This is a genomic window from uncultured Pseudoalteromonas sp. (assembly GCF_963922945.1).
GTDB lineage: Bacteria > Pseudomonadota > Gammaproteobacteria > Enterobacterales > Alteromonadaceae > Pseudoalteromonas.
This window is the reverse complement of the sequence record NZ_CAWUKC010000062.1, coordinates 1-24,486: the sequence shown is the minus strand read 5'-3', so window position 1 is coordinate 24,486 and position 24,486 is coordinate 1. Positions and strand designations below refer to the sequence as shown.

The 24,486-nt window shown below is 40.6% G+C and carries 24 protein-coding genes; 14 read left to right on the top strand and 10 right to left on the bottom strand.

What is annotated here, in order from left to right:
• The first annotated feature begins 256 nt into the window (after nucleotides 1–256).
• From AABI99_RS12970 to mrcB, 3 genes are all read left to right on the top strand, one after another.
• Nucleotides 257–595: a P-II family nitrogen regulator gene (locus AABI99_RS12970; protein ID WP_338366324.1), complete on the top strand. Its 339-nt coding sequence runs from the start codon at nucleotides 257–259 to the stop codon at nucleotides 593–595.
• A 12-nt stretch (nucleotides 596–607) separates the two neighbouring features.
• Complete coding sequence (locus tag AABI99_RS12965; protein WP_338366323.1) at nucleotides 608–1,837, top strand: ammonium transporter; 1,230 nt, start codon at nucleotides 608–610, stop codon at nucleotides 1,835–1,837.
• Nucleotides 1,838–1,984: 147 nt separating this feature from the next.
• Nucleotides 1,985–4,327: a penicillin-binding protein 1B gene (gene mrcB, locus AABI99_RS12960; protein WP_338366322.1), complete on the top strand. Its 2,343-nt coding sequence runs from the start codon at nucleotides 1,985–1,987 to the stop codon at nucleotides 4,325–4,327.
• Between the two features lie 62 nt (nucleotides 4,328–4,389).
• On the opposite strand, the gene AABI99_RS12955 is transcribed toward mrcB, so the two are convergent.
• The 5 genes from AABI99_RS12955 to AABI99_RS12935 all read right to left on the bottom strand — a co-directional run bounded on the left by AABI99_RS12955 (nucleotide 4,390) and on the right by AABI99_RS12935 (nucleotide 10,974).
• The gene (locus tag AABI99_RS12955) at nucleotides 4,390–6,231 is read right to left on the bottom strand and encodes a methyl-accepting chemotaxis protein (protein WP_338366321.1); all 1,842 of its coding nucleotides are present in this window, start codon (nucleotides 6,229–6,231) and stop codon (nucleotides 4,390–4,392) included.
• Nucleotides 6,232–6,404: 173 nt separating this feature from the next.
• Nucleotides 6,405–7,685 (bottom strand): glutamate-1-semialdehyde 2,1-aminomutase, encoded by a 1,281-nt coding sequence (gene hemL, locus AABI99_RS12950; RefSeq protein WP_338366320.1) that lies wholly within the window; start codon nucleotides 7,683–7,685, stop codon nucleotides 6,405–6,407.
• A gap of 35 nt (nucleotides 7,686–7,720) precedes the next feature.
• Nucleotides 7,721–8,737, bottom strand: a complete 1,017-nt coding sequence (locus tag AABI99_RS12945) for an aspartate carbamoyltransferase (RefSeq protein ID WP_338366319.1) — start codon at nucleotides 8,735–8,737, stop codon at nucleotides 7,721–7,723.
• 112 nt (nucleotides 8,738–8,849) lie between these two features.
• Nucleotides 8,850–9,284, bottom strand: a complete 435-nt coding sequence (locus AABI99_RS12940; RefSeq protein WP_338366318.1) for a CopD family protein — start codon at nucleotides 9,282–9,284, stop codon at nucleotides 8,850–8,852.
• A gap of 7 nt (nucleotides 9,285–9,291) precedes the next feature.
• Nucleotides 9,292–10,974: a chloride channel protein gene (locus AABI99_RS12935; protein WP_338366317.1), complete on the bottom strand. Its 1,683-nt coding sequence runs from the start codon at nucleotides 10,972–10,974 to the stop codon at nucleotides 9,292–9,294.
• A gap of 247 nt (nucleotides 10,975–11,221) precedes the next feature.
• On the opposite strand from AABI99_RS12935, the gene erpA reads away from it, so the two are divergent.
• A complete protein-coding gene (gene erpA, locus AABI99_RS12930; protein ID WP_002958911.1) occupies nucleotides 11,222–11,560 on the top strand; it encodes an iron-sulfur cluster insertion protein ErpA in 339 nt (112 codons plus the stop codon).
• 48 nt (nucleotides 11,561–11,608) lie between these two features.
• Here the strand turns inward: erpA and AABI99_RS12925 are convergent, their stop codons facing one another.
• Complete coding sequence (locus tag AABI99_RS12925; protein WP_338366316.1) at nucleotides 11,609–11,797, bottom strand: hypothetical protein; 189 nt, start codon at nucleotides 11,795–11,797, stop codon at nucleotides 11,609–11,611.
• 495 nt (nucleotides 11,798–12,292) lie between these two features.
• Here AABI99_RS12925 and AABI99_RS12920 point away from each other — a divergent pair, with 495 nt between their 5' ends.
• Nucleotides 12,293–12,532 carry a helix-turn-helix transcriptional regulator gene (locus AABI99_RS12920; protein ID WP_338366315.1) on the top strand — a complete coding sequence of 80 codons (240 nt, stop codon included), beginning with the start codon at nucleotides 12,293–12,295 and terminating at the stop codon, nucleotides 12,530–12,532.
• 54 nt (nucleotides 12,533–12,586) lie between these two features.
• Here AABI99_RS12920 and AABI99_RS12915 read toward each other — a convergent pair whose 3' ends face one another.
• The 4 genes from AABI99_RS12915 to AABI99_RS12900 are packed head-to-tail and all read right to left on the bottom strand — an operon-like array spanning nucleotide 12,587 to nucleotide 16,352.
• Nucleotides 12,587–13,981, bottom strand: a complete 1,395-nt coding sequence (locus AABI99_RS12915) for an MFS transporter (protein ID WP_338366314.1) — start codon at nucleotides 13,979–13,981, stop codon at nucleotides 12,587–12,589.
• A 46-nt stretch (nucleotides 13,982–14,027) separates the two neighbouring features.
• The gene (locus tag AABI99_RS12910; protein WP_338366313.1) at nucleotides 14,028–14,645 is read right to left on the bottom strand and encodes a peptidylprolyl isomerase; all 618 of its coding nucleotides are present in this window, start codon (nucleotides 14,643–14,645) and stop codon (nucleotides 14,028–14,030) included.
• A gap of 2 nt (nucleotides 14,646–14,647) precedes the next feature.
• A complete protein-coding gene (locus AABI99_RS12905) occupies nucleotides 14,648–15,208 on the bottom strand; it encodes a YajG family lipoprotein (protein WP_338366312.1) in 561 nt (186 codons plus the stop codon).
• Nucleotide 15,209: 1 nt separating this feature from the next.
• Complete coding sequence (locus AABI99_RS12900; protein WP_338366311.1) at nucleotides 15,210–16,352, bottom strand: methyltransferase; 1,143 nt, start codon at nucleotides 16,350–16,352, stop codon at nucleotides 15,210–15,212.
• Nucleotides 16,353–16,394: 42 nt separating this feature from the next.
• On the opposite strand from AABI99_RS12900, the gene AABI99_RS12895 reads away from it, so the two are divergent.
• From AABI99_RS12895 to nqrF, 9 genes are all read left to right on the top strand, one after another.
• The gene (locus AABI99_RS12895) at nucleotides 16,395–17,006 is read left to right on the top strand and encodes an alpha-ketoglutarate-dependent dioxygenase AlkB (protein WP_338366310.1); all 612 of its coding nucleotides are present in this window, start codon (nucleotides 16,395–16,397) and stop codon (nucleotides 17,004–17,006) included.
• Between the two features lie 55 nt (nucleotides 17,007–17,061).
• The gene (locus tag AABI99_RS12890; RefSeq protein WP_338366309.1) at nucleotides 17,062–17,367 is read left to right on the top strand and encodes a BolA family protein; all 306 of its coding nucleotides are present in this window, start codon (nucleotides 17,062–17,064) and stop codon (nucleotides 17,365–17,367) included.
• Between the two features lie 129 nt (nucleotides 17,368–17,496).
• Nucleotides 17,497–18,690 (top strand): enoyl-ACP reductase FabV, encoded by a 1,194-nt coding sequence (gene fabV, locus AABI99_RS12885; RefSeq protein WP_338366308.1) that lies wholly within the window; start codon nucleotides 17,497–17,499, stop codon nucleotides 18,688–18,690.
• Nucleotides 18,691–19,041: 351 nt separating this feature from the next.
• A complete protein-coding gene (locus AABI99_RS12880) occupies nucleotides 19,042–20,385 on the top strand; it encodes a Na(+)-translocating NADH-quinone reductase subunit A (RefSeq protein WP_338366307.1) in 1,344 nt (447 codons plus the stop codon).
• A gap of 3 nt (nucleotides 20,386–20,388) precedes the next feature.
• Nucleotides 20,389–21,591, top strand: a complete 1,203-nt coding sequence (locus AABI99_RS12875; protein ID WP_338366306.1) for an NADH:ubiquinone reductase (Na(+)-transporting) subunit B — start codon at nucleotides 20,389–20,391, stop codon at nucleotides 21,589–21,591.
• The gene (locus tag AABI99_RS12870) at nucleotides 21,584–22,336 is read left to right on the top strand and encodes a Na(+)-translocating NADH-quinone reductase subunit C (RefSeq protein ID WP_338366305.1); all 753 of its coding nucleotides are present in this window, start codon (nucleotides 21,584–21,586) and stop codon (nucleotides 22,334–22,336) included. Before AABI99_RS12875 ends, AABI99_RS12870 begins: the two co-directional genes overlap by 8 nt.
• Nucleotides 22,336–22,968, top strand: coding sequence for an NADH:ubiquinone reductase (Na(+)-transporting) subunit D (locus AABI99_RS12865; RefSeq protein ID WP_338366304.1), 633 nt, complete (start codon nucleotides 22,336–22,338; stop codon nucleotides 22,966–22,968). The genes AABI99_RS12870 and AABI99_RS12865 overlap by 1 nt, the downstream gene beginning before the upstream one ends.
• A 10-nt stretch (nucleotides 22,969–22,978) precedes the next feature.
• The gene (gene nqrE, locus AABI99_RS12860) at nucleotides 22,979–23,587 is read left to right on the top strand and encodes an NADH:ubiquinone reductase (Na(+)-transporting) subunit E (protein ID WP_004587139.1); all 609 of its coding nucleotides are present in this window, start codon (nucleotides 22,979–22,981) and stop codon (nucleotides 23,585–23,587) included.
• An 18-nt stretch (nucleotides 23,588–23,605) separates the two neighbouring features.
• The coding region (gene nqrF / locus AABI99_RS12855) for an NADH:ubiquinone reductase (Na(+)-transporting) subunit F (protein WP_338366303.1) at nucleotides 23,606–24,486 on the top strand (881 nt) is incomplete at its 3' end.

The following is a 24,486-nucleotide window of genomic DNA, read 5'->3' as shown; positions in this document are numbered from 1 at the left end:
TAAAAACCAAACATACTGCTGCAAATTCAAACGCCAAAGGTCAACACGCCCTAATTACAAGCTAGTAGGGCGTCACTTTTGGTGATGCACCAATGTAGCTAAGTTGTTAAAAAAGCGCACCTAGATGGTGCGTTTTTTTTGTTTTAAGCTTTTTGTTTATAGTTATTTGATTGATATTTATGGATTTTTAATAGTGGCACAAAGGTTGGATTATCTAAGCCAACAGGATAACAATAAAGCGTCCGAGGGGGCCACTATGAAAATGATTAGTGCAATCATAAAACCATTTAAATTAGATGATGTGCGTGAAGCGCTCGCTGATTTAGGTATTGAAGGGATGACCGTAGTTGATGTGAAAGGTTTTGGACGTCAACGAGGCCATACAGAGCTGTATCGTGGAGCAGAGTACCAAGTAGATTTTATTCCTAAGATCAAACTTGAAATTGCAACTCGTACCGAAAACTGTCAACGCGTCGTTGATGCGATTACCAAAATTGCATCAACAGGAAAAATTGGTGACGGTAAGATTTTTGTGTACGACTTAGATCAAATAGTGCGTATTCGTACGGGCGAACTTGATGAAGAAGCAATTTAAGGGGGCTGATTAATGGAAAATACAATTGTAGAACTCAAATTTTCACTCGATACCTTTTATTTTTTGGTGTCGGGTATATTAGTAATGTGGATGGCAGCAGGGTTTGCCATGTTAGAAGCAGGTTTAGTTCGCTCTAAAAACACCACTGAAATTTTAACTAAAAACGTGGCGCTGTACTCTATCGCGTGTACCATGTTTTTATTAGTTGGCTACAACATTATGTATGTAGACAACGCAGAAGGTGGCATCATCCCTTCAATTGGTGCATTAATTGGCACGCAAGCGGCCGATGCTGATCACTCTTTAGAGTCTGACTTTTTCTTCCAGGTTGTATTTGTAGCAACGGCAATGTCGATTGTATCGGGTGCTGTGGCTGAGCGTATGAAATTATTTGCTTTCTTAGCATTTGCAGTTGTTTTAACAGGCTTTATCTACCCACTTGAAGGCTACTGGACTTGGGGCGGCGGTTTCTTATCAGAAATGGGCTTTGTTGATTTTGCAGGCTCAGCAATTGTTCATGGTGCGGGTGCTGCGGCAGCTTTAGCGGGTGTAATTTTACTTGGCGCTCGTAAAGGCAAATACGGTAAAAACGGTGAAATTTACCCAATTCCTGGCTCGAACCTACCACTTGCTACATTAGGTACGTTTATTTTATGGATGGGTTGGTTTGGTTTTAACGGTGGTTCGCAATTACTTCTTTCAGACAAAGAAAATGCAACAGCTGTAGGTCAAATTTTACTTAACACCAATGCCGCAGCGGCAATGGGGGCAATTGCTGCACTGTTTGTATGTAAAGTGTTATGGGGTAAAGCCGATTTAACTATGGTACTAAACGGCGCATTAGCAGGCTTAGTAGTTATCACAGCAGACCCACTTTCTCCCTCTCCATTAATGGCGTGTTTACTAGGTATTTTAGGTGGCTCACTGGTTGTATTTAGCATTGTTGCTCTTGATAAAGCGAAGATTGATGACCCAGTGGGTGCAATCTCAGTTCATGGTGTCTGTGGCGCGCTAGGTATTATGTTAGTGCCTGTATCTAACGGCGATGCTAACTTTGTAACACAGCTCATTGGTTTAGTGACTATTTTAGCCTTTGTTTTTGTAGCTTCATTTATCGTATGGACTATTTTAAAGCAAACTATGGGTATTCGCGTAACCGAAGAAGAAGAGCTAAGCGGTATGGACCAACACGATTGTGGTGTTGATGCTTACCCTGAGTTTGTATCTGTTCGTAGTAATTAACTAAAAGTCTGAGTCATTGTGTTTATAAAGTCCTACCTTGGTAGGACTTTTTTCATTTAGGGTGGGTTAATTTTTCGAGTGTTAGCATATGGTGTCTATGTTAAGCTCTCATCCGTAAAATAAACCTTTGGAATAAATTACATTTACATGGCTGAAAACAAAAAAACACCCAATAAAAAAAGCACACCTAAGCGTGCATCTAAAGCATCTAGCTCACCGAGTAAAGCTAAATCAAAAACAACCAAAAAAGCGTCTAATACTGTTGTTAAACGCTCATTTATGCGAAAAACTTGGTCTGTTTTTTGGAAGCTAAGCTTGGCTATTTTTATTGCGATGGCCATGTATCTTATTTATTTAGATTCAAAAACAACGCGTATATTTGAGGGGAACAAATGGCAGTTGCCCGCTCAAGTATATGCACGTTCAATGGCCTTTTTCCCTGGTCAATTTTTATCAAGCCAAGAGGTTATTTGGGAGCTTGAACGCTTAAATTATTCATCGGTAAATCGCTTAAGCCGCACCGGACAATATGTTAAAACCGGTAACAGTATTAAAATTTACCGCCGCGATTTTGAATTTTACGATGGCTTAGAGCAAGCGCATGTTATTGAGCTGCGCTTTGCAGGGAAAAAAGTAGCCACAATTAAAGATAAATTTGGCAGGCGTTTAAATAGTGCGCGTTTAGAGCCGGTACAAATAGCCCGTATTGGGAATGATTCAAAGCAAGATAGGGAGTTTGTTCCGCTCGATAAGTTTCCGCCTATGTTAAAAGACACTTTATTAGTGGTTGAAGACAGGGATTTTTATCAGCATCATGGTGTATCGGTATTTTCTATTTTGCGTGCGCTTTATTCAAATATTAAAGCAGGGCGCACAGTGCAAGGTGGCAGCACACTAACACAGCAGCTTGCAAAAAATATATACCTCACTCGTGAGCGCTCTTTAGTGCGTAAAATTAATGAGGCATTTATAGCGCTTATTTTAGATTACCGTTATTCAAAAGATCAGATTTTAGAAGCCTATTTAAACGAGGTTTATTTAGGGCAGTCTTATAATCAAGGCGTACATGGTATGGGCCTTGCGTCTGAATTTTATTTTTCAAAGCCTGTTGATGAGCTTGAATATGACCAAATAGCGCTGCTGGTGGCAATGGTCAAAGGGCCTTCGTATTACAACCCTCGTCGTTATAAAGAACGCACTATGGAGCGACGAGACTTAGTGCTGCGTTTAATGGTTGAGAACAAGCTGCTCACGACAAAAGAATACCGCGCATCACTTAAACGTCCAATTGATATAGCACCCATGAAAGCAAGTTTACAAAAATCCTACCCTGGTTTTTTAGAGTTGGTAAATCGTGAGCTTAAGCAGTTATTGCCTGATCAAAAAACACTTGATGCGGGTGTGCGTGTTTTCACTTATTTTGATTTGCAAAAGCAAACGGCGATGGAAGAATCTATTCAGAAAAGTTTGCCGTATCTAGAGAAACGCCCTAACACCGACAAACTCGAAGCAGCCATGATCTCTGTTAATGTAGAAAAAGGCGGGGTTTCTGCTTTAGTGTCGGGGCGTGATGTGCGCTACTCAGGTTTTAACCGTGTGCTCGACACAAAACGAAATATCGGCTCTTTAGTTAAGCCTGCGGTGTATTTAACAGCCCTGCAGTTGCCGCATTATAATTTAGCTACTTTGCTTGATGACTCTCCCGTACAAGTAACAAACGAGCAAGGCAAAGTGTGGCAGCCTGAAAACTTTGATCACCAATACCGAGGTGCATTGCCACTATATAAAGCCTTTAGTAACAGTATCAATATACCTGCGGTAAATTTAGGCCTAGATGTTGGTGTTGATAAAGTAGCTAATACGCTCAAAGACTTAGGCGCTAAAGGTAATATAGATGAATACCCCTCGCTGCTACTCGGTGCTGTAGAAATGTCGAGCTTTGAGGTTGCCCAGCTTTACACTACTATTGCGGCAGATGGCGAGTATAGAGAGCTTACCGCTGTATCTGCGTTAACAGACTCGGTAGGCAACGTATTATATAAGCATAAAGTTAACTCTGAGCCGCGTTTTGCGAAGGACGCTGTCTATATGACTAAATATGCCATGAAGCGAGTAACAAAAGACGGCACCGCTAAGCGTTTAAACTTACACTTTCCATCAATTCAGCTTGCCGGTAAAACAGGTACTAGTAATGATTTACGTGATAGCTGGTTTGCAGGGTTTGATCAAAATACAGTCACCGTTGCATGGCTTGGTAGAGATGACAATAGAAGCACCGGTTTAACAGGGAGTGTGGGGGCGTTAGAGGCTTATATTCGTTACTTAAAGCCGCTCAACCCTGAAGCAATAGCAGATACACGTCCGCCCTCAATTAGATGGGCATTTGTAAATGAGCAAACAGGCTTACAAGCGCCACCTGGATGCGGAAAAGTTATTCAGTTACCACTAAGAGCCAGTGAGTTTGAACCTAGGCCGCAATGTATTCGCTAGTTTTTTAAAGCTACAAAAATAACAAAGCCGCTCTACGGCGGCTCTGTTTTATGAAGCTTAATCTAAGCTTTAAAAAACTGCATCGATTTTGTTAGGTCATCGGATAAACGACTAAGTTGCTGCGCATCTTGCAAAGTTGACTGTGCCGATTGCAGGGTATGATCCCCTAAATTATTTACTTCTTGTGAATCACTTAAGGCCTGAGTCGTGGCACTGGATTGCTCTTTTACGCGTAGTGCTATCTCTTCTCCTTGGTGCTTTATATCACCCATACTGTATTGTGCACTTTGTAAAACTTCATTCGTTTGAGTGGCGGCTTTCACCGATTGCTCCATTTTTTCAACGCTAGAGCGCATTTTTTGCTGTGTATCGTCAGAAGCTTGTTGAAGCGAATGAATAATTTGATGGATTTCTTGGGTTTGTGTTTGCGTACGTTGAGCTAGGGTCCTTACTTCATCGGCAACGACGGCAAAACCGCGACCATGTTCACCCGCACGTGCTGCTTCAATGGCGGCATTAAGTGCAAGTAAGTTAGTTTGATCGGCTATTTCGCTAATGCCTTTACTTACTTTACTAATTTCTTGGCTGTCTTGGGCTAAACGATTTAGGGCTTGTTGGCTTTCGGTAAATTCAACTTGTAAATCTTGCATGTATCTTGCCAGTTCCATAGTGTTGTCAGAGCCTTGTTTTACATGCTGTGCTGCGTCTTGCGCGGTTAACATAGCTTGATTAGCTGACTCCTCTACGCTTAGCGCGCTTTGCTCCATATTACTAAGAGCATCATGAATAGCGTTCACGCGAGTTTGCTGCTTTTCAACATCCTGGCTGGTTTGGCTACTCGCCTGAGAGAGTGACTTGGTCGCATCACATAGCTCTAATGTGCTTGTTTTTACATTAAGCAATAAATGTGTAATAGCGCGCAGTAAAGCGTTGTAGCGAGTGGCAATAATACCCATTTCATCGTTCGTGATTGAAGTAATCAAGGCATTTAAATCGCCGTTTGCCGCTCTATCAGCTGCAGTCGCAAAGCGCGTAATGCTATCAACTACCGCAAAGTAAAAACCAATCATTAAGTAAAGTGCAAATAGTAAACTAAGTACCGATGCAACTAATACTAGGTTTCTGCTCCACTGTTGCGTATTTAATTTACTTTCAATTAATGTTTCAAGTGTTGGAATACTTTTGTTCACAAGCAGGCTGATACTGTTGTGCACTTGATTTGTTAGTTTAGAGAATTCACTTTGAGAAAGCTCAATATCATCTGGCTCAAGTAGTTTTTTATCAATAGCGGATTTAAAAGCCTCTACAGCGGTATGCAAATTAGTCAGAGGCGGAGTGAGTGCTTTATTAACAGCGGCATCTGCATTCGTTGCTATAGTGAGTGTTTTGTCTAGCTGTGCGAGGTATGAAGGTAGTGATTTACTTAAATTCGACAAGGCTATAAATGTATCTGGCGTGAAACGATTATTATCAAGTACTGTATTAGCACTTTGTGCAGTGGCGTTTATTTGCATTATAAGAGCAGGTACGGGGGTCACTAAAGCGCGGTTAACATAAGCACTAGCAAGCTCGCTATCTAACGCTAAATTTGATTGAATTGATACAAGCTCAAGTATTTCATTTACTTGCTCTTTTTTTACATCAAACCCTAATGAGCGCGCAATATTAATATTTTTCTCAGGCTCTCCTTGCATTTTATGTGTGAGAATATGCTTATAGCCTTTTAGGCCCTGCTGTTGCATCAATGAGACATTAATACTGTCGCTTAACAGTGACACCAAAAAAAATAAACTTAGGGCCAGTGGCAGTAATAAAATACCAAACACCAAACTTATTTTTGTTTTATATTTTAAATCTGCCATAAGCTTTATAGCAGGGGCGGCGATGCCTCTCAGTCCTGACATAGGTATCTCTTATAATTAAATAAATGGGTGAAGTTATATAGACCGCTATTAGTTTAATTATCATTCAATTATAGGCGTTTACAAATAAAAAAAGCCCTTTCGGGCTTTTTTCAATCTTTAGGCTTGGTAACACACGTTACAAACAAATTATTAACATGGGTTGTTTGAGCGATTTATAGCTTTGCAAAAGCGCGTTCAGCTGCTTCTATAGTCGCTTTAACTTCTTGCTCTGTGTGCGCAGCACATACAAAGCCAGCTTCAAAAGCGGATGGAGCTAGGTATACGCCTTCTTCTAGCATTAGGTGAAAGAAGCGTTTAAAGCGTTCTAAATCACATTCTGTAGCCTGCTTATAAGTGGTTACTTTTTCTGCCTCTGTAAAGAAAAAGCCATACATACCGCCTGCATAGTTAGTGGTTAAAGGAATGCCTGCTTTTTTAGCACCGGCTTCAAAGCCTTCACAAATAGCTTTTGAGATAGCTTCTAACTTATCGTGCAAGCCTGGCTCGCTTAATAGCTCAAGCGATTTTAATCCAGCCGCCATTGCAATAGGATTACCAGAAAGTGTACCCGCTTGGTAAACAGGGCCTACAGGGGCGATATAATCCATGATTTCGGTTTTACCACCAAAAGCACCCACTGGCATACCGCCACCAATAACTTTTCCTAAGCAAGTTAGATCGGGGGTTATGTTGTAATACGCTTGAGCGCCACCAAGTGCAACACGAAAGCCAGTCATTACTTCGTCAAATATAAGTACCGATTTGTATTCATCACATACTGCGCGTAGGCCCTCTAAAAAGCCTTCAGCTGGAGGAATACAGTTCATATTACCAGCCACAGGCTCTACGATAATACAAGCAATGTCATCTGCGTATTTTTCAAAAACAGCCTTTACTTCGTCCAGGTTATTAAACGATACGGTAAGCGTGTGCTTAGCAAAGTCCTCTGGAATCCCCGGTGAGTTTGGTACGCCCATGGTTAATGCCCCAGAGCCTGCTTTTACTAATAATGAGTCGGCATGACCGTGGTAACACCCTTCAAACTTAAGGATTTTATCACGCCCTGTATAGCCACGAGCTAAGCGAATAGCGCTCATTGTTGCTTCGGTACCAGAGCTTACCATGCGCACTTTTTCGATTGATGGAACAAGCTCTTTTACTTTTTCAGCCATTAAAATTTCGGCTTCGGTAGGGGCGCCATAGCTTAAACCATTTTCTACCGCTTCATGCACAGCTTGCTTTATAGCAGGGTGATTATGACCCATGATCATAGGGCCCCACGAGCCTACGTAATCAATATAACGGTTGCCATCAGCATCAAAAGTAAATGCACCTTCTGCTTTGGTAATAAATAGTGGCGTACCACCCACACCGTTAAATGCACGCACTGGAGAGTTTACACCACCAGGGATTGAAGTTTGTGCACGATTAAATAAATCTTGGCTAATTGTCATGAAAAATCCTATAAATTGTCGCTTTGTGAAAGTGTTTAGCTGTCGCGTTTGCGGCTAAACCAAGGCACGTCTACTTCATATTGCTCGACTTTGTTTTCTACGCCGAGTGTTAAAGCAAATAATGCCATACGAATTAATACGCCATTTTGTACTTGGCGGAATATGGCTAAATTGTCGTTACTATTTAAGTCGTTATCTAGTTCATTGGCTTCTGTACGGCTGTCACGAGGTAGCGGATGCATCAGTACAGAATTTGGCTTACAGTGTGCATTATAAATAGCCTGGCTTATTCTAAAGCCGCCACGGTATTTATTAGCCTCTTCTTGTGAAGGAAAACGCTCTTCTTGGATACGTGTTTGATACACAATATCAGCCGCTAAGTTCCCTTCCATTTTGTTCACTAATTCTATTTTATGGCCTGCATTTTCTACCGCATCTAAAATACTGGTTGGCATTTGTAGGCCATCAGGTGCCACCATTGAAAATTTTACGTTTTTGTAATGACATAATAATTTAGAGAGAGAATGTACAGTGCGGCCATATTTTAAATCGCCCACTAAGGCGATATGCATGCCATCAATATTTTGATCAAATCGATTGAGCTCACGCTCTATCGTTAGCAAGTCAAGTAATGCTTGAGTGGGGTGCTCATTAGGGCCATCCCCTCCATTAATTACAGGGACTGAACACCCCTCAGAAAATTCACTAACAGAGCCAGCATCTGGGTGGCGCATAGCGACAGCATCAGCATAAGCTGAAATAACGCGTGCAGTATCATAAAGTGATTCACCTTTAGCAAGGGCTGAGCTTTGCATACCGGTTGTTTCGCGCACGCCACCGCCAAGCAAATTAAAAGCGGTGCCAAAACTTACGCGGGTACGCGTACTTGGCTCAAAAAATAAATTAGCTAAAATAGCGCCTTCAAGCACAGTCGTCTGTTTTTGTTTTTTAGCATAAGGCTCCATTTTTTTTGCCACTGCAAAAATATGCTCTATGCATTCTCTGTCTAGCTGATTTACCGACAGTATATGTTCACCTTGGAAACTTAACATGGGGTTATTCCTAATCAATCAAAGGAGCGCGATAATCCATAAAATGGGGCACGCAATCGCGCGTGGTATGGCTTTTTTTAATTTCAGCGCAGTTTAACATGCGCTGCAGAGCTTATAAATTAGGTTTTATTACCGCAAGAGCCACAATAACTAACAGTGCAATAACAGGAAGCTCATTAAAAATACGATAAAAGCGGTCTGTTTTAGTGTTTCTATCGTGCTTAAAGTCGCTCAGTAATTTAAAGCAGTAGCCGTGGTATAAATATAAAATAATAACCAGCACCAGTTTGTAGTGCAGCCACATGCTGTATCTAAACCACTCTCGGCCATATTCTACAATAGTAAGAACACCAAAAACGGCGGTTAAAATGGCAAAGGGTGTTACAAAAAAAAGTAGTCGACGTTCCATTACTTTAAGCATGGAATTACAGGCTTTTTCGTCGCTCATAGCGTGGTATACAAACAATCGAGGTAAATAAAAGATTCCGGCAAACCAGGCAATCATAAAAAAAATGTGCAGTGTTTTGTAAATTAGTAAAGCGCTCATAAAAATCCTAAAGTAGGCTGTTACGAATAGTTAAAATATTATTTATTTGATCCCAGCGTAATAGCCCCATTATTTGTTGATCATCTAGTAGGTTATAAACATACAGGGCACCGCTGCGTTTATCTTTTAAAATATCAAAGGCGTCAGCTAAGGTCGATTGGCTGTTGATCCCCTGCAAACTAATGTAGTTTATATTTATGGTTTCTCCCGACATGAGTGTTAAATCATACTCGGCTAAACGATAGCCGTTCTCTTCATCGAATACGATTAAAGGGGTTTGGCTATCCATGGCATCTAATGTGTTTTTAATCTGTTCTTTATCATCGGAATAGAGCAGCTTAAAGTCTTCATCCATATCATCCATAATGCCTACTTTTTGCAAGGCTTCCGTTGCAGGAGATACATGATAAGGCAGCCCCTGAAAATCAAGCTGTTGCAAAAATATAGAGCGATTACCAAACACTTGCAGTGCTGTTACATAGGCGGTCGTTATCACTAACATAGCCGGTACGATAATTTCAGGTGAAGATGTAAGCTCCATCACGGTTGTTAATGCGGCCAATGGCGCGTGCAATGTGGCCGCAAGCAAACCTGCCATGCCTAATACACCGTATGTGCCTGCAATGTCAGCACCTGGGCTTATAAACTGGGCAAAAAAGGCCATTAAAGTACCCGATAACACCCCAAGTCCGATAACAGGCCCAATTAAACCGCCTGGTATTCCTAAGCCAATGGCAAACAAAGTTGCTAATAATTTTGCTATTAAAATAGTAGTTAGTAACTGTGCGTTTTCTGGTGATTCAACTGCAATCGTAATAGCACTCATACCGGAGCCCATTGCTTGGGGCACAGCATAGGCAATAATACTTGCAATACAACCTGCAATAAGTAAACGAGGGAACATGCTTAAAGGTTTAAATGTTTTTATGATCAGCATTAAGTTTTGATTAAAACTATAAGCAATTGCTCCAAGCGCCATACCGCATAATATTAAATAAGGGTAATGCCAACCACTCAATGGTGTAATGCTTATCAGTGCCAGCTCAGAGCCACCACCAAATACAAATTGGGTTGCTAATGCGCCAGTAAGCGCTGCAAGCATAATAGGTACAAAAATATGCACTTTGTATTCACGCAGTACCACTTCCATAACAAAAATAACGGCAGCTAAGGGGGTGTTAAATGACGCAGCAATACCCGCAGCAACACCACAGCCGCTTAATGTACGCATAGCGTTGTGCGGTAAATGAAGTTTATCAGCTAAAATACTTGCGCCGGTGGCGCCCATATGAACAGATGGCCCCTCACGACCAACCGAAAAACCACTAATGAGCGCTAGTGCACCCCCCACAAATTGATTAACCGTGTTATACAAAGGCATTTGTCCGTAATGACGTTTTATGCGATGAATAACAAAAGGAATACCTAAGCGATAGTGTTTAAAACCTGTAAATGCGGCGAATGTGCCTATTAATAATGCAGCAATTAACGGCATTAGAACCCGTTCGAGGGTGGGAAGAGTAGTGAAATTATCGGGAGTATCTAAAAATAGGCTTTGAAAAAACAGAATTGTTAAGCGAAATAAAATGATAAAAAATGCGGCAATTAAACCGGCACTTACGCCTAATAAGCATAATTGCACAGAGGTTTTTGGTTTTGCTAATCGACGCCTGAGTTGCTCAAGCCACATTCTGTATTCTCCGCTGCATTTTTTCAGCGAGCAGTTTAACAAAAGTGTGCAGGTAAGTCCTTGTGATTTTGCAATTTTAAATAAGTATATTAACAAATATTACAGTAATCGCTAAAAACATATTTTGCTATCGTATCGGCTAAAGTAATGGTTAAAGTTAAAGATGGCTTAAGAGATGTTTGACTATACTTGATTAAAACACTCGGGTATTAGATAATCACGCCATTGCGATATTGAGGGTTTTAAAATGTCTGAAGAATTACCAATAAAGTTCAGCGATGCAGCTGCTGTTCGTGTTAAACAGTTAATCGACGAAGAAGAAAATCCAGATTTAAAACTGCGTGTTTATGTAACAGGTGGTGGTTGTTCTGGTTTTCAATATGGTTTTACTTTTGATGAAAAAGCAAATCCTGGCGATTTAGAAATAGTTAAAAATGGTGTAACGCTGGTTATTGATCCAATGAGTATTCAATACTTAGTTGATGGTGAAGTGGATTACACCGAAGGCTTAGAAGGTGCACGCTTTTTCGTCTCTAATCCTAATGCAACGACCACCTGTGGGTGCGGTGCAAGTTTTAGCGTTTAAGCAATTTACGCTTAGCTATTAAAGCCGCGTTAGCGGCTTTTTTAATGCCTAAAATTCAGTGGGGCTGTACTCGGTTAGGTGCATTATTAATACAAAAAAGCCTAATACAAAAGCAGAAAAGGCAAGTATGTACAAAAAGCCTTTCTTGCCTTGCTTAATGGGTACACCGTAGTGACGCAAAAATAAAAACCACAAAAAGCAAAGCAAAATAGGTAACAAAAATAAGACTCTAAACATACGACCTCTTTAGTCCCTGAGTAAGGGAAAAACGTTATTAGTGAGAGTTTTTTCCCTTTACTATTGATAAAACATCAATACAGTAGGATCACTCTGACGTTAATCTGTAACAAAGTGTATTTATCTTACAATTTATTTTTTAATAAAAAACGTAATATTTTTGGTACGTTACCTTAAATATTCAGTGTAAGTAAAGGTTTTGTATAAAGCGAATTTATGCAAACTATGTAATTAATTATTTAACCGTACTGTTAATAGTATATAATGTATCCAAGAGTGAGACGGGCAAAATTTCATTCTTAATAAAAACAAACCTATATCCTATTTGGCGGGTTAGCACTAAATAGATTGGTAGGTTGAATAAGTAGCAATACCTTTGCTTATTTAAGCAATCGCTTGCTATTAAGTAATGTAGTGGGTATCTGCTTATGCCACCAATCATTGTGTGACTACTGCTTTGACGGGTATGTCATATCATCTAGTAGGAGATGTAAAATGATGGGCAAAACTGTTTCGTCTGAAGAAAACGAAAAGCTAACTAAATGGCTTAAAACAAAGCGCCACGAAAAGGGTCATACAATGCGTAGCTTAGCACAAGTGCTAGGTACACCTCACTCGTTTATCGGTAAGATTGAGAATCAAGAACGCCGCTTAGATGTGATTGAGTTTGTACGTTACTGTAATGCTCTTGAAGTTGATCCGCATGAAGCGTTAAGCTTAATTAAAGCGGATTAATAGAGTTTGCTTAGGATGTTATAAGGGGCACTTGAACGGCCTAAGCAAATCTTGTTAATGCAAGGATGCATTATTATTTTGATGATAACTTTGCTCTAACTGATAAAGCTTATGTCTTATTAAGTATAAAAAAACCAGTGAGGGTATTACCATTAATGCTGTTAATACAAAGAATAACGCCCAATTTCCCATTAACCACTCATCTATAACTACGCCACTGTAACTTGATAATAATGTACGGCCTAAATTCCCTAATGAAGCCAGTAAAGCATAATGTGTTGCACTGAACGCTCTATCACATAACATTGATATAAACGCTACCATAGCGACTAATGACCAAGCTTGAGTAAAGCCGTCTATCACAATAGCAAAAGCATAAAGGCCTAAATTTGGCCCTGCCAGCGCAATTGCTGAGAATGCTAAATTAGAAGCCGCCATGGCCACGCCACTTACAAATAAGCCTTTTACAATCCCGTATTTTTGATTAAATAAGCTGCCCACAAAGGTAAAAGCAATAGTGAGCACGGCAGTGCCCACTTTTGAAAAAGTGGCTATATCGCTGTTGCTAAAGCCTATTTCTTTGTAAAACACGATCGACATACGTCCTAAAAACGCTTCGCCTATTTTAAACAAGAAAATAAATGCCAATAAGGCGAGAGCTGTTTTAACCCCGTTTTTGGCAAAAAAGGTTTTAAATGGATCAACAAGTGTCACGCCAAGCCAAGCCGCAGCCTTAGTAAAGGGGGGTTGTTTAATGTTGCTTAGTTTTTCAATGTATATGTGTTCAAGTTCTGCGTGAACGGCTTCTCTGTTTGATATAGGCTCTTTGGCAAATAGTACACCACTCATTAACAGCAGCATTACAGCGGCTAAAAAATAGTATATTTGCGGCCAATCTAAACTCGGAATATCAGCCATATAAAAAGGAATAGCGCCCAATAATGCGTAACCTGTCCACCAACCTGATGTGGCCATAGCAGCTGCAGCTGTTGCTTTGTGTGATTCGCTTTCGCTTAACGTATCTATTCTAAACGCATCGATAGCGATGTCTTGTGTGGCTGAAGCGATTGCGATTAGCAAACATAATCCAGCGGCAATCGCTAAGTTTGCTTTTAAATCAAGGCCAGCTAAAAGCAGTGTGCTAATAAACACAAAGCTTTGACACAATAAAATCCAGCTACGGCGTTGCCCAAACCATTTGTACAATAACGGCAATTTGGTTCTATCAATAAGCGGCGACCACATAAAGTTTATGCTGTATGCGCCAAATACAATACCAAATAAGCCAATCATACTGCGGCTTAGGCCTTCATCTTTTAGCCAAGCCGACATCACAGAGCCAATCAGTACCCATGGAAAGCCACTGCTCATACCAAATATAAAAATATTGATTAAACGTTTATCTTTAAAATACGAGAAATATTCGCTTACTGAGAGGGTTTTGCTCATAGGGCCTTCATTGGCATTGGGTGCAACTTAGTTGCACCTCAGTGGTTTATAATGGGGTTTGCTCAAGTACTTTAATATTTAAAATAACAACGGGCGTTTTTGGTACAAAGTCGTAGCCAATTTTTTCATTAAAGCCGGTTTCTACAGCCATAATTTTATCTAGTGTGTCGTAACCATCCATTACATTGCCAAACACAGCAAAGCCCCAATCTCTACCTGGGTTTAAATGATCGTTATCATCCATATTAAAAAAGAATTGGCGAGTACCCGAATGCGGCTCACGGTCTTGGTATGCCATAGCAATACTGTACATATCGTTTTTCAAACCGTTACCACTTTCATTAAAAATAGGGTCGTTTTCGTGTAAGCCATCTAGGTCTTTATCATAACCACCGCCTTGTATAACAAAGTCACGGTCGTTTTCAACATCGCGCTCTACACGGTGAAAAATACTGCCTTGGTAACTTTTATCCATAACGTAGGTTAAAAAGTTATTAACCGTAATTGGGGCTTTTGAACGATCTAGCTCCACCACGATACTACCTAATGATGTGACTATTTCTACGCGTGGGAAAATATTGTCTTTTTGTACAAAACGGCCCTCTTGTGCAGCAAAAATGCTTGTACTAAATAATAGGCTTAAGCAGATTAAAAATTTTTTCATTGTTAACCTTCTAAAAATTCAATTAATTCTGGGTCCGATACAATGCGGGTTATAATTTGTTCCGTCAACTTATTGAGTTGGCCTTCAATTTTTGCTCTGTCATGGCTCAGCGGCCCTTCTAAATTAGCACTGCCACGGTACACTTTACTAAAGTTAGTGGTTGAGCGAATAACACGTACGCCAAGTTCAATGTGTGCCTCGCTTGTGTGGCTCATCAGCTTTTCAGTCACTTGTGCTTGCAAGGCATGAATATCAAGCTCAAAGCGCGTTGTCGCAAGGTTAGAAATACGAGCGCCGTTTCGGTTAAGCGCACTGTCGAGAACACTTTTAACTGAGGTAGTAATATCTTGACTGGCAAAAGTTTTGGTCTTATCTGATTCAACAAGTTTAAGGGTCGCGCTATCACCACGTAAATCAATAACGCTGGTACTTAAACTGGCTGAAATAACACTAATTTGTCCGTTTTTGTAAACGGGATTAAGTATTACTTGGTTTGGCTGGTTGCTACATGCACTGAATACCAGCATTGAGCAACACGCTAAAATAAACTTAGTTAACTTCATTTTAAAGCATCCCACTATTTTTAGTTGCACTGAGTACCACAAACTTTTTGTTGGAGCCTAATAATTTGCAGTTACCAAACATCCGTTTTAATTTGTCGTGGTAGTCTAAATGGCGATTACCAATAATACGCAGCTCACCACCTTCTTTTAATGTATCTTTTGCTTGCTTAAACATTTGCCACGCGATGTGGTCGGTAACCGCTTGAGCTTGATGAAAGGGGGGGTTACACAACACCATATCAACGCTATTTTTAGCAAAGTTTGTTAAACAATCATTTTCTATAAATTCACAGTCATCAAACCTACTAGCCTGATTGAGCTCAATATTTAAGCGGGCAGATTCAACCGCCATGTACGACTCATCAACAAAGGTTACCGACGCATTTGGACAGCGTGATAACGTCATTAACCCCACTACGCCATTACCACACCCCAAGTCGATAATACTTTTTGCTTTTGTGGTTTGTGGTAAGTAATTAAAAAAGAACCGTGCACCTATATCTAACGAATCGCGCGAAAACACATTGGCATGATTTGTAATATTAAAATCTGTGCCTTCTAGGGGCCAGCTGACAGGAAAATTAGCCGCTTTATACCCGCCTTTTGCTGTACTTAATATTAAGCGAGATTTTTTAACCGCCAAGCTGGTTTTGGTCTCACCAATAAATTGCTCAAAGGCTTTTATGGTTGAGTTATGAATCTCTTTAGTTTTACCTGCGGCAATCACCGGTGTGCCAGGGGCTAGTACCTCACTCAACTCGCTAAGTTGAAATTGTAAAAAGCCGACGTTACGCGGTACTTTTATAAGCACTAAATCGACGTTTTCTGGTAAAGCCGATAAACTATCTAACTGCGTAAAGTGAGTTGTTGATAGATTATTTGCTTTTAGATTATAGGCCGCTGCTTGATGGCTAATATAAGAATCGTTAACTGAACAAACTGTTAACTCGCTAAAATAACAAGCAAGTGCGCCAAACGCGTCGTTTAAAATGAGTAATGAGCGACAATCAGGGTGATGTTCATTCACATAATTGATAAGGTACTCATCGGCCGAATCCCACGCTTGTAAACTACGGTTTTTTTGATCTAAAGGAAAACGTTCAAGAGTAAAAGTTTTATCGCCTAGCTGGGCTTGCGTCGTCATAGTGGTTTTTTGATCAGTAATCTAATGTAGGTAAATTCTAACATGCAACGGCAAAACGCCAACCCCCAACAGTTACCAAACGGCTTTTCTTATCAAAGTAAGGCGCTTAGTGCGCAAAAAAGTCTCGATTTATTTTATTACTTACAAAAAAATCTTAATTGGCAACAACCCAATGTAACGGTATATGGTAAAACAGGGCCCATACCACGTCTGCAATGTTTTATGAGTGATTTAAATATTGAGTATGGCTATTCGCACAGTAAACAAATAGTCGAGCCGTGGGATGATGTGCTTTTAGCAATGCGTAAACGCTTAGAGCGGCATTTAAACACGCCTCTTAATTCGTTATTAGTTAATTACTACCGAGATGGCAACGACACCATGGGCTGGCACAGTGACGATGAGATAGAACTTGGGCCTGAGCCTACTATTGTTTGTATATCGCTTGGTGCTGAGCGCGTGCTCAAACTAAAACAAAAAGCGACCAATAAAGTAACCGATCTAAAATTACAAAGTGGTAGCTGTTTAGTTATGAATGGGCATAGCCAGCGCGACTACCAACACGCAATACCAAAACAAACAACGCTTGCTCATCCACGGATCAGTTTAACGTACCGTTTTATTGAGCACATTAAGCAAAAGCAATTTAGTTAGTGAAATTAACTTGTTATAGTAGCTGAACAAATTAGTGACTAAATATGGTGTTTTAATGTCAATGCAACAACAAATTCAAGACAAGCTTAGTAGTGCGATTGCCTGTAAGCATTTAAACGTAATTAACGAAAGCCATATGCACAGCGCCGGTACTGAGTCGCATTTTAAAGTGATTGTTGTAAGCGAAGAGTTTGCGGGTAAGCGATTACTGCAGCGCCACCGTCAAATTAACGAAGTACTAAAAGATGAGCTCGCAAACCACATTCATGCTTTAGCCATTCATACGTACACGCCTGATGAATTTACAGAACAAGGCGGCGAAGCGCCTGACTCTCCCAACTGTATGGGCGGTTCTAAGTAGCGCTAAGCATTACTTTCGTTAACCAATAGAATAGGGGTATTTGGTCAGAATTAACTGATCAGATCAGTGTTTTTAATATTAGCCTTTAAACTAGCGCTAATTTTTATTGTAAAAGATATAGGATGATCAATGGTCATTAAGCCTAAAATTCGTGGATTTATTTGTACTAACGCACACCCGGTTGGCTGTGCAGAACATGTTCAAGAGCAAATTAACTATGTAAAAAAACAGGGCGAACTAAAAGATGCGCCTAAAAATGTACTTGTAATTGGTGCATCTACTGGTTACGGCTTAGCGTCTCGTATTACCGCGGCATTTGGTGGCGGTGCTAAAACGCTAGGTATTTTTTTCGAAAAAGAAGGTACAGAGCGTAAAACAGGTTCTGCTGGTTGGTATAATACAGCCGCTTTTCAAGACGCAGCCGACGCCGCAGGACTTTGGTCAAAAAATATTAATGGTGATGCGTTTTCTAACGAAATTAAGCAAAAAGCAATTGAGACAATCAAAGCTGATTTAGGCAAAGTAGACTGTATTATCTACAGCTTAGCATCGCCGCGTCGTACCGATCCAAATACGGGTGAAACTTACTCATCAACACTTAAGCCAATTGGTTCAGATATCACCACTAAAAACTTAAACACCTCGAAGCGTGTAATTGATGAAGTTACAGTGGAAGCCGCCAGCCAAGAAGATATCGACAATACGATTAAAGTGATGGGCGGTGAAGATTGGGAAATGTGGATTGATGCGTTAAAAGAAGCCGATGTACTTGCTGATAACTTTAAAACGACAGCATACACTTATATTGGTAAAGAGCTAACGTGGCCAATCTATGGGCACGCTACCATAGGTAAAGCAAAAGAAGATTTAGACCGTGCAACGGCGGCCATTAAAGAGTCGACTAAAGATTTAAATGGCCATGCTTATGTCTCGTCTTTAAATGCAGTTGTTACTCAAGCGAGTTCTGCAATTCCTATTATGCCACTTTATATTTCAGCTTTATTTAAAGTAATGAAAGCCGATGGCACTTATGAAGGCACTATTGAGCAAATTCACGCTTTATTTAGCGAAAACCTTTACGGTGAAAACCCACGTTTTGATGAGGGCGGTCACTTATTTCAAAACTACAAAGAGCTAGAAGACGATGTGCAAGCACGTGTTCAAGCTGTATGGGATAAAGTAGATACAAGTTCAATTGATGAGCTGACTGATTATGTAGGCTACCACAATGAGTTTTTACGTTTATTTGGTTTTGGTATTGATGCTGTTGATTACGATCAAGATGTAGATGCTGTTAAACCAATTGCGAATATGGTTGACTAAATTATTTTTAATCACTTTAAAAAGCCGCCTATGCGGCTTTTTTACTTTTTGTGCCTAAATATTTTACGGCAGTAGGCTACTTGGGCTACCACTTTGGTCTACCTTGATTTTTATTTAAAACCTGTAACAAAACTAAATAAGTGTTTCTGTCGTATAATTTTCATAAATACACTCGCATAGTCGTCCATAATGATGTTAAAATCGGAGCAATATGTGAGGAGTTTTACTGCGTTGCTTGTTTGATATTCCTAGCAAGTTGCTCTTTTATACCTTGGTTATCTTGGATAACTCAAATGGCGACGTGGTTGATACGATTTTTCAGTTTCTTTCCGTTAATTAATGCAAGTGCGTATGATCAACATAAAAAAAGGTCTGGATTTACCCATAGAGGGCGCGCCTCAGCAAGTTATTCATGATGGCTCTGCCATCAAACGTGTAGCTGTGCTAGGTGAAGAGTTTATTGGTATGCGTCCAACCATGCATGTTCGTGTGGATGACCAAGTCAAAAAAGGCCAGGTACTTTTTGAAGACAAAAAGAACCCAGGCGTCCTGTTTACTGCACCAGCTTCTGGTACAGTAAAAGAAATTAATCGTGGTGCTAAACGTGTGCTGCAATCTGTTGTTATTGAAGTAAACGGCAGTGAGCAAATCACCTTTGACTCTTTCAAAGCAGATGAGCTTGCTAGCTTATCGCGCGAAAAAGCCAAAGAAGTACTTGTTCAGTCAGGCCAATGGACAGCACTTCGTGCTCGCCCATTTAGCAAAGTAGCTGCTTTAGATGCAAATCCAAGCTCTATATTTGTAACCGCTATCGACACAAACCCTCTTGCTGCAGACCCTGCAGTAATTATCGCCGAAAATGCTGCTGCATTTGAAGCCGGTCTTGCTGTTGTTTCGCGTTTGACTGATGGTAAAGTATTTGTATGTAAGCAAGCTGGCAGTCAAGTTCCTAGCTCGTCTATCGCTCAGGTAGAAGTACATGAGTTTGGTGGCGTGCACCCAGCAGGCTTAGTTGGTACTCATATTCATCACCTTGATGCAGTGTCTGCTAACAAGCAAGTTTGGCATATTGGTTACCAAGACGTTATTGCGTATGGTCACCTTTTCCTTACTGGTGAAATTAACACAGACCGTGTTATTTCGCTTGCAGGTCCTCGCGTTAAAAATCCGCGTTTAGTGAAAACACAACTCGGTGCTTCATTAGATGATTTAGTAGCTGGCGAGCTAGAAGACGGTGATAACCGTGTTATTTCTGGTTCTGTTTTATCGGGTGCTATTTCTTCAGGTCCTCATGCATTCTTAGGCCGTTACCATGTTCAAGTATCTGTTTTACTTGAAGGTCGCGAAAAAGAACTGTTTGGTTGGATTGCACCAGGTAGTGATAAGTTCTCTGTAACGCGTACATTCCTTTCTCACCTTGCACCGAGTCGTTTATTTAAAATGACAACGTCTACAGGTGGTTCTAAACGTGCCATGGTACCAATTGGTAGCTACGAGCGCGTAATGCCGCTAGATATTTTGCCAACGCTATTATTACGTGACTTAATCGCACGCGACTTAGATAGTGCAATCTCATTAGGGGCACTTGAACTTGATGAAGAAGATTTAGCGTTATGTACTTTCGTTTGTCCGGGCAAATACGAGTATGGTTCAATCCTGCGCGATTGCTTAACTACGATCGAGAAGGAAGGCTAAGAGATGGGTTTAAAGAAATTTATAGAAGACATTGAGCCGCATTTTGAACCAGGTGGTAAACACGAAAAATGGTATGCTCTGTATGAAGCAGCAGCGACTATTTTTTACACGCCAGGTTATGTAAATAAAGGCGTAACTCACGTTCGCGATAATATCGACCTAAAACGTATGATGATTTTAGTGTGGATGGCGACGTTCCCAGCTATGTTTTTTGGTATGTTCAACATCGGTCATCAGGCCGCAGGTGCTTTAGAGCAAGGTTTTGAACTAGCAAACTCTTGGCAAGTTGGTTTGTTCCAGTTATTCGGTGGTGAATTATCTGCTGAGTCGGGCTGGGGCGCTAAAATGTTTTACGGGGCATGTTTCTTCTTACCAATATACGCCGTTACATTTGTAGTAGGTGGTTTTTGGGAAGTGCTATTTGCTTCTGTGCGTAAGCATGAAGTTAACGAAGGTTTCTTCGTAACCTCTGTTTTATTCGCACTAATACTGCCTGCGACGATTCCTTTATGGCAAGTTGCGCTAGGTATTACGTTTGGTGTTGTAATCGCTAAAGAAATCTTTGGTGGTACAGGCCGTAACTTCTTAAACCCTGCATTAGCGGGCCGTGCGTTTTTATTCTTCGCATACCCTGCACAAATTTCAGGTGACACAGTATGGACTGCAGTAGACTCGTTCTCTGGTGCAACTATGCTAGGTCAAGCGTTTGTAGGTACACTTGATTACAGCAACATGACACTATGGTGGGATGCGTTTTACGGTTTCATCCAAGGTTCTGTAGGTGAAACTTCAACACTTGCTGTGCTTATTGGTGGCTTATTCTTAATTTACGTTCGCATCGCTTCTTGGCGCATTGTACTAGGTGTATTCCTAGGTATGGTGGCAACTGCTTTCTTATTAAATGCAATTGGCTCTGAGAGTAACCCTGTATTTGCTATGCCTTGGCATTGGCATTTAGTACTAGGTGGCTTTGCGTTTGGTATGTTCTTTATGGCTACTGACCCTGTATCAGCTGCATTTACCGATAAAGGTAAGTTCGCATACGGCGCGCTTATTGGCTTTATGGTAGTTATGATCCGTGTAGTAAACCCTGCTTTCCCTGAAGGCATGATGCTAGCAATCTTATTTGCTAACTTATTTGCTCCACTATTCGATCACTTTGTAGTGCAAGCTAATATCAAGCGGAGGTTGGCACGTAATGTCTAGTAATAACGAATCAATCGGCAAAACGTTAACGGTTGTTGTTGCACTATGTTTAGTGTGTGCAATTATTGTATCGTTTGCCTCTGTACAGCTTCGTCCTTTACAGCAAGCTAATAAAACTCAAGATATTCAACGTAATATCTTAGCAGCAGCTGATATTGAAATCGCAGAGTCTGTATCTGACACATTCGATGGCAAAATCGAAGCACGTGTTGTTGATATGAACACTGGCGAATTTATTGAAAATGCTGATCCAAACTCATTTGATTTCGAAAAAACGAAATTTGACCAGCAACGTAGTTTTGCGCTTAAAGCAGAAGGGATCACAGACATCGCTGGTATTCAGCGTATGACTAAAAACTCGCCTGTTTACATCTCTAAAAAAGAAGATGGCTCTACAGATGCAATCATTTTACCTATCCAAGGTTACGGCCTTTGGGGTGTAATGTACGGTTTCTTAGCGCTTGAAAGCGATGGCGAAACAGTTAAAAACATCAACTTCTACAAGCATAGCGAAACGCCTGGTCTGGGTGGCGAAATTCAAAACCCACAATGGACAGCTAAATGGCAAGGTAAAGAGTTACCTATCAACATTATGAAAAGCGGTGCCAGCAACGAACATCAAATTGATGGTTTATCAGGTGCTACGCTAACTTCTAATGGTGTTGATCACACGGTTGACTTTTGGACTGGTGAAAACGGCTTTGGTCCTTTCCTTGCGAAGGTACGTGAAGGAGCGTTGAAATAATGGCTGATACTAAAGAAATGAAGTCGGTCCTGTTTGGTCCGGTTTTTGCTAACAACCCAATCGCATTACAAGTACTTGGTATTTGTTCTGCATTAGCGGTAACGTCTAGCTTGAAAAATGCACTAATCATGTCAATTGCACTGACATTGGTAACAGCGTTTTCTAGCTTGTTTATTTCAAGCATTCGTAACCATATACCTTCATCAGTACGTATTATCGTACAGATGACGATCATTGCATCATTAGTAATTGTTGTGGACCAAGTTTTACAAGCATTCTCTTACGCTACGGCAAAAGAGCTTTCTGTATTTGTTGGTCTAATTATTACTAACTGTATCGTAATGGGCCGTGCTGAAGCATACGCAATGAAGTCGCCACCACTTATGTCATTCTTAGATGGCGTGGGTAACGGTTTAGGCTACTCAGTAGTATTACTTACTGTTGGTTTTATTCGTGAACTTTTCGGTAAGGGAACACTATTCGGTGTTGATATTATCCCATTAGTACAAGATGGTGGTTGGTATCAACCTATGGGTCTATTGATTTTACCACCGAGTGCATTCTTCATCATTGGTTTATTCATATGGGTACTTCGTACTTATAAGAAAGACCAAGTAGAAGCTAAAGCGTAAGGGGCAAGCAGTGGAACATTATATTAGTTTATTTGTAAAAGCGGTTTTTATTGAAAACTTAGCTTTAGCTTTCTTCCTAGGTATGTGTACTTTCTTAGCTGTATCTAAAAAAGTAACTACATCAATTGGCCTAGGTGTAGCCGTTATCGTTGTACTTGGTATTTCAGTACCAGTAAATAACTTGGTTTACCATGCTGTACTTGCACCAGGTGCATTAGAGTGGCTTGGTTACCCTGAAGCAGATCTTAGCTTTTTACGTTTCTTAACTTTCATCGGTGTTATTGCAGCACTAGTGCAAATTTTAGAGATGGCATTAGATAAGTTCTTCCCTGCACTTTACAACGCATTAGGTATCTTCTTACCACTTATCACAGTTAACTGTGCAATTTTTGGTGCGGTATCATTCATGGTTGAGCGTAACTATAACTTCGGCGAGTCTGTAGTTTATGGTGTTGGCGCTGGTGTTGGTTGGGCGCTTGCAATTACATTACTTGCAGGTATCCGTGAGAAAATGAAATATTCAGACGTGCCAGACGGCTTACGTGGTTTAGGTATTACCTTTATCACTGTTGGCTTGATGGGTCTTGGCTTTATGTCATTCTCTGGTATTTCACTGTAAAGGTAGCGAGGATAAATCATGAGTTATGAGATTTTCTTAGGCGTTGGTGTTTTCATCGCTATCGTTGTACTACTTGTTTTAGTAATCATTGGTGCTAAATCTAAGTTAGTTGCGAGCGGTGACATCATCATCGGTATTAATGGCGACCCAGATAAAGCCATTAAAACATCAGCAGGTAGTAAGCTTTTAGGCGCACTATCTGAATCAGGTATTTTCGTATCTTCTGCCTGTGGTGGCGGTGGCTCTTGTGGTCAGTGTCGTGTTCACATTAAAGAAGGTGGCGGCGATATCTTACCAACAGAGCTTGATCACATCTCTAAAGGTGAAGCCCGTGAAGGCTGTCGTTTAGCGTGTCAGGTAAATGTTAAAAACGACATGGAAATTGAGCTTGAAGAGTCAATTTTCGGTGTTAAAAAATGGGATTGTGAAGTTATCTCTAACGATAACAAAGCTACGTTCATTAAAGAACTTAAACTGCAAATTCCAGATGGCGAGTCAGTACCTTTCCGTGCGGGTGGTTACATCCAAATCGAAGCGCCTGCTCACCATGTTAAATATGCTGATTTCGATATTCCAGAAGAGTATCGTGGCGATTGGAACCACTTTGGTTTCTTCGACCTGGAGTCAAAAGTAGATGACGAAACAATTCGTGCATACTCAATGGCTAACTACCCAGAAGAAGAAGGCATTATCATGCTTAACGTGCGTATTGCTACGCCGCCGCCAAGAAACCTAAGCCTACCTTGTGGTAAAATGTCATCGTACATTTGGTCACTTAAAGAAGGCGACAAGGTAACTATTTCAGGGCCATTTGGTGAGTTCTTCGCTAAAGACACTGACGCTGAAATGGTATTTGTAGGTGGTGGTGCAGGTATGGCACCAATGCGTTCACACATCTT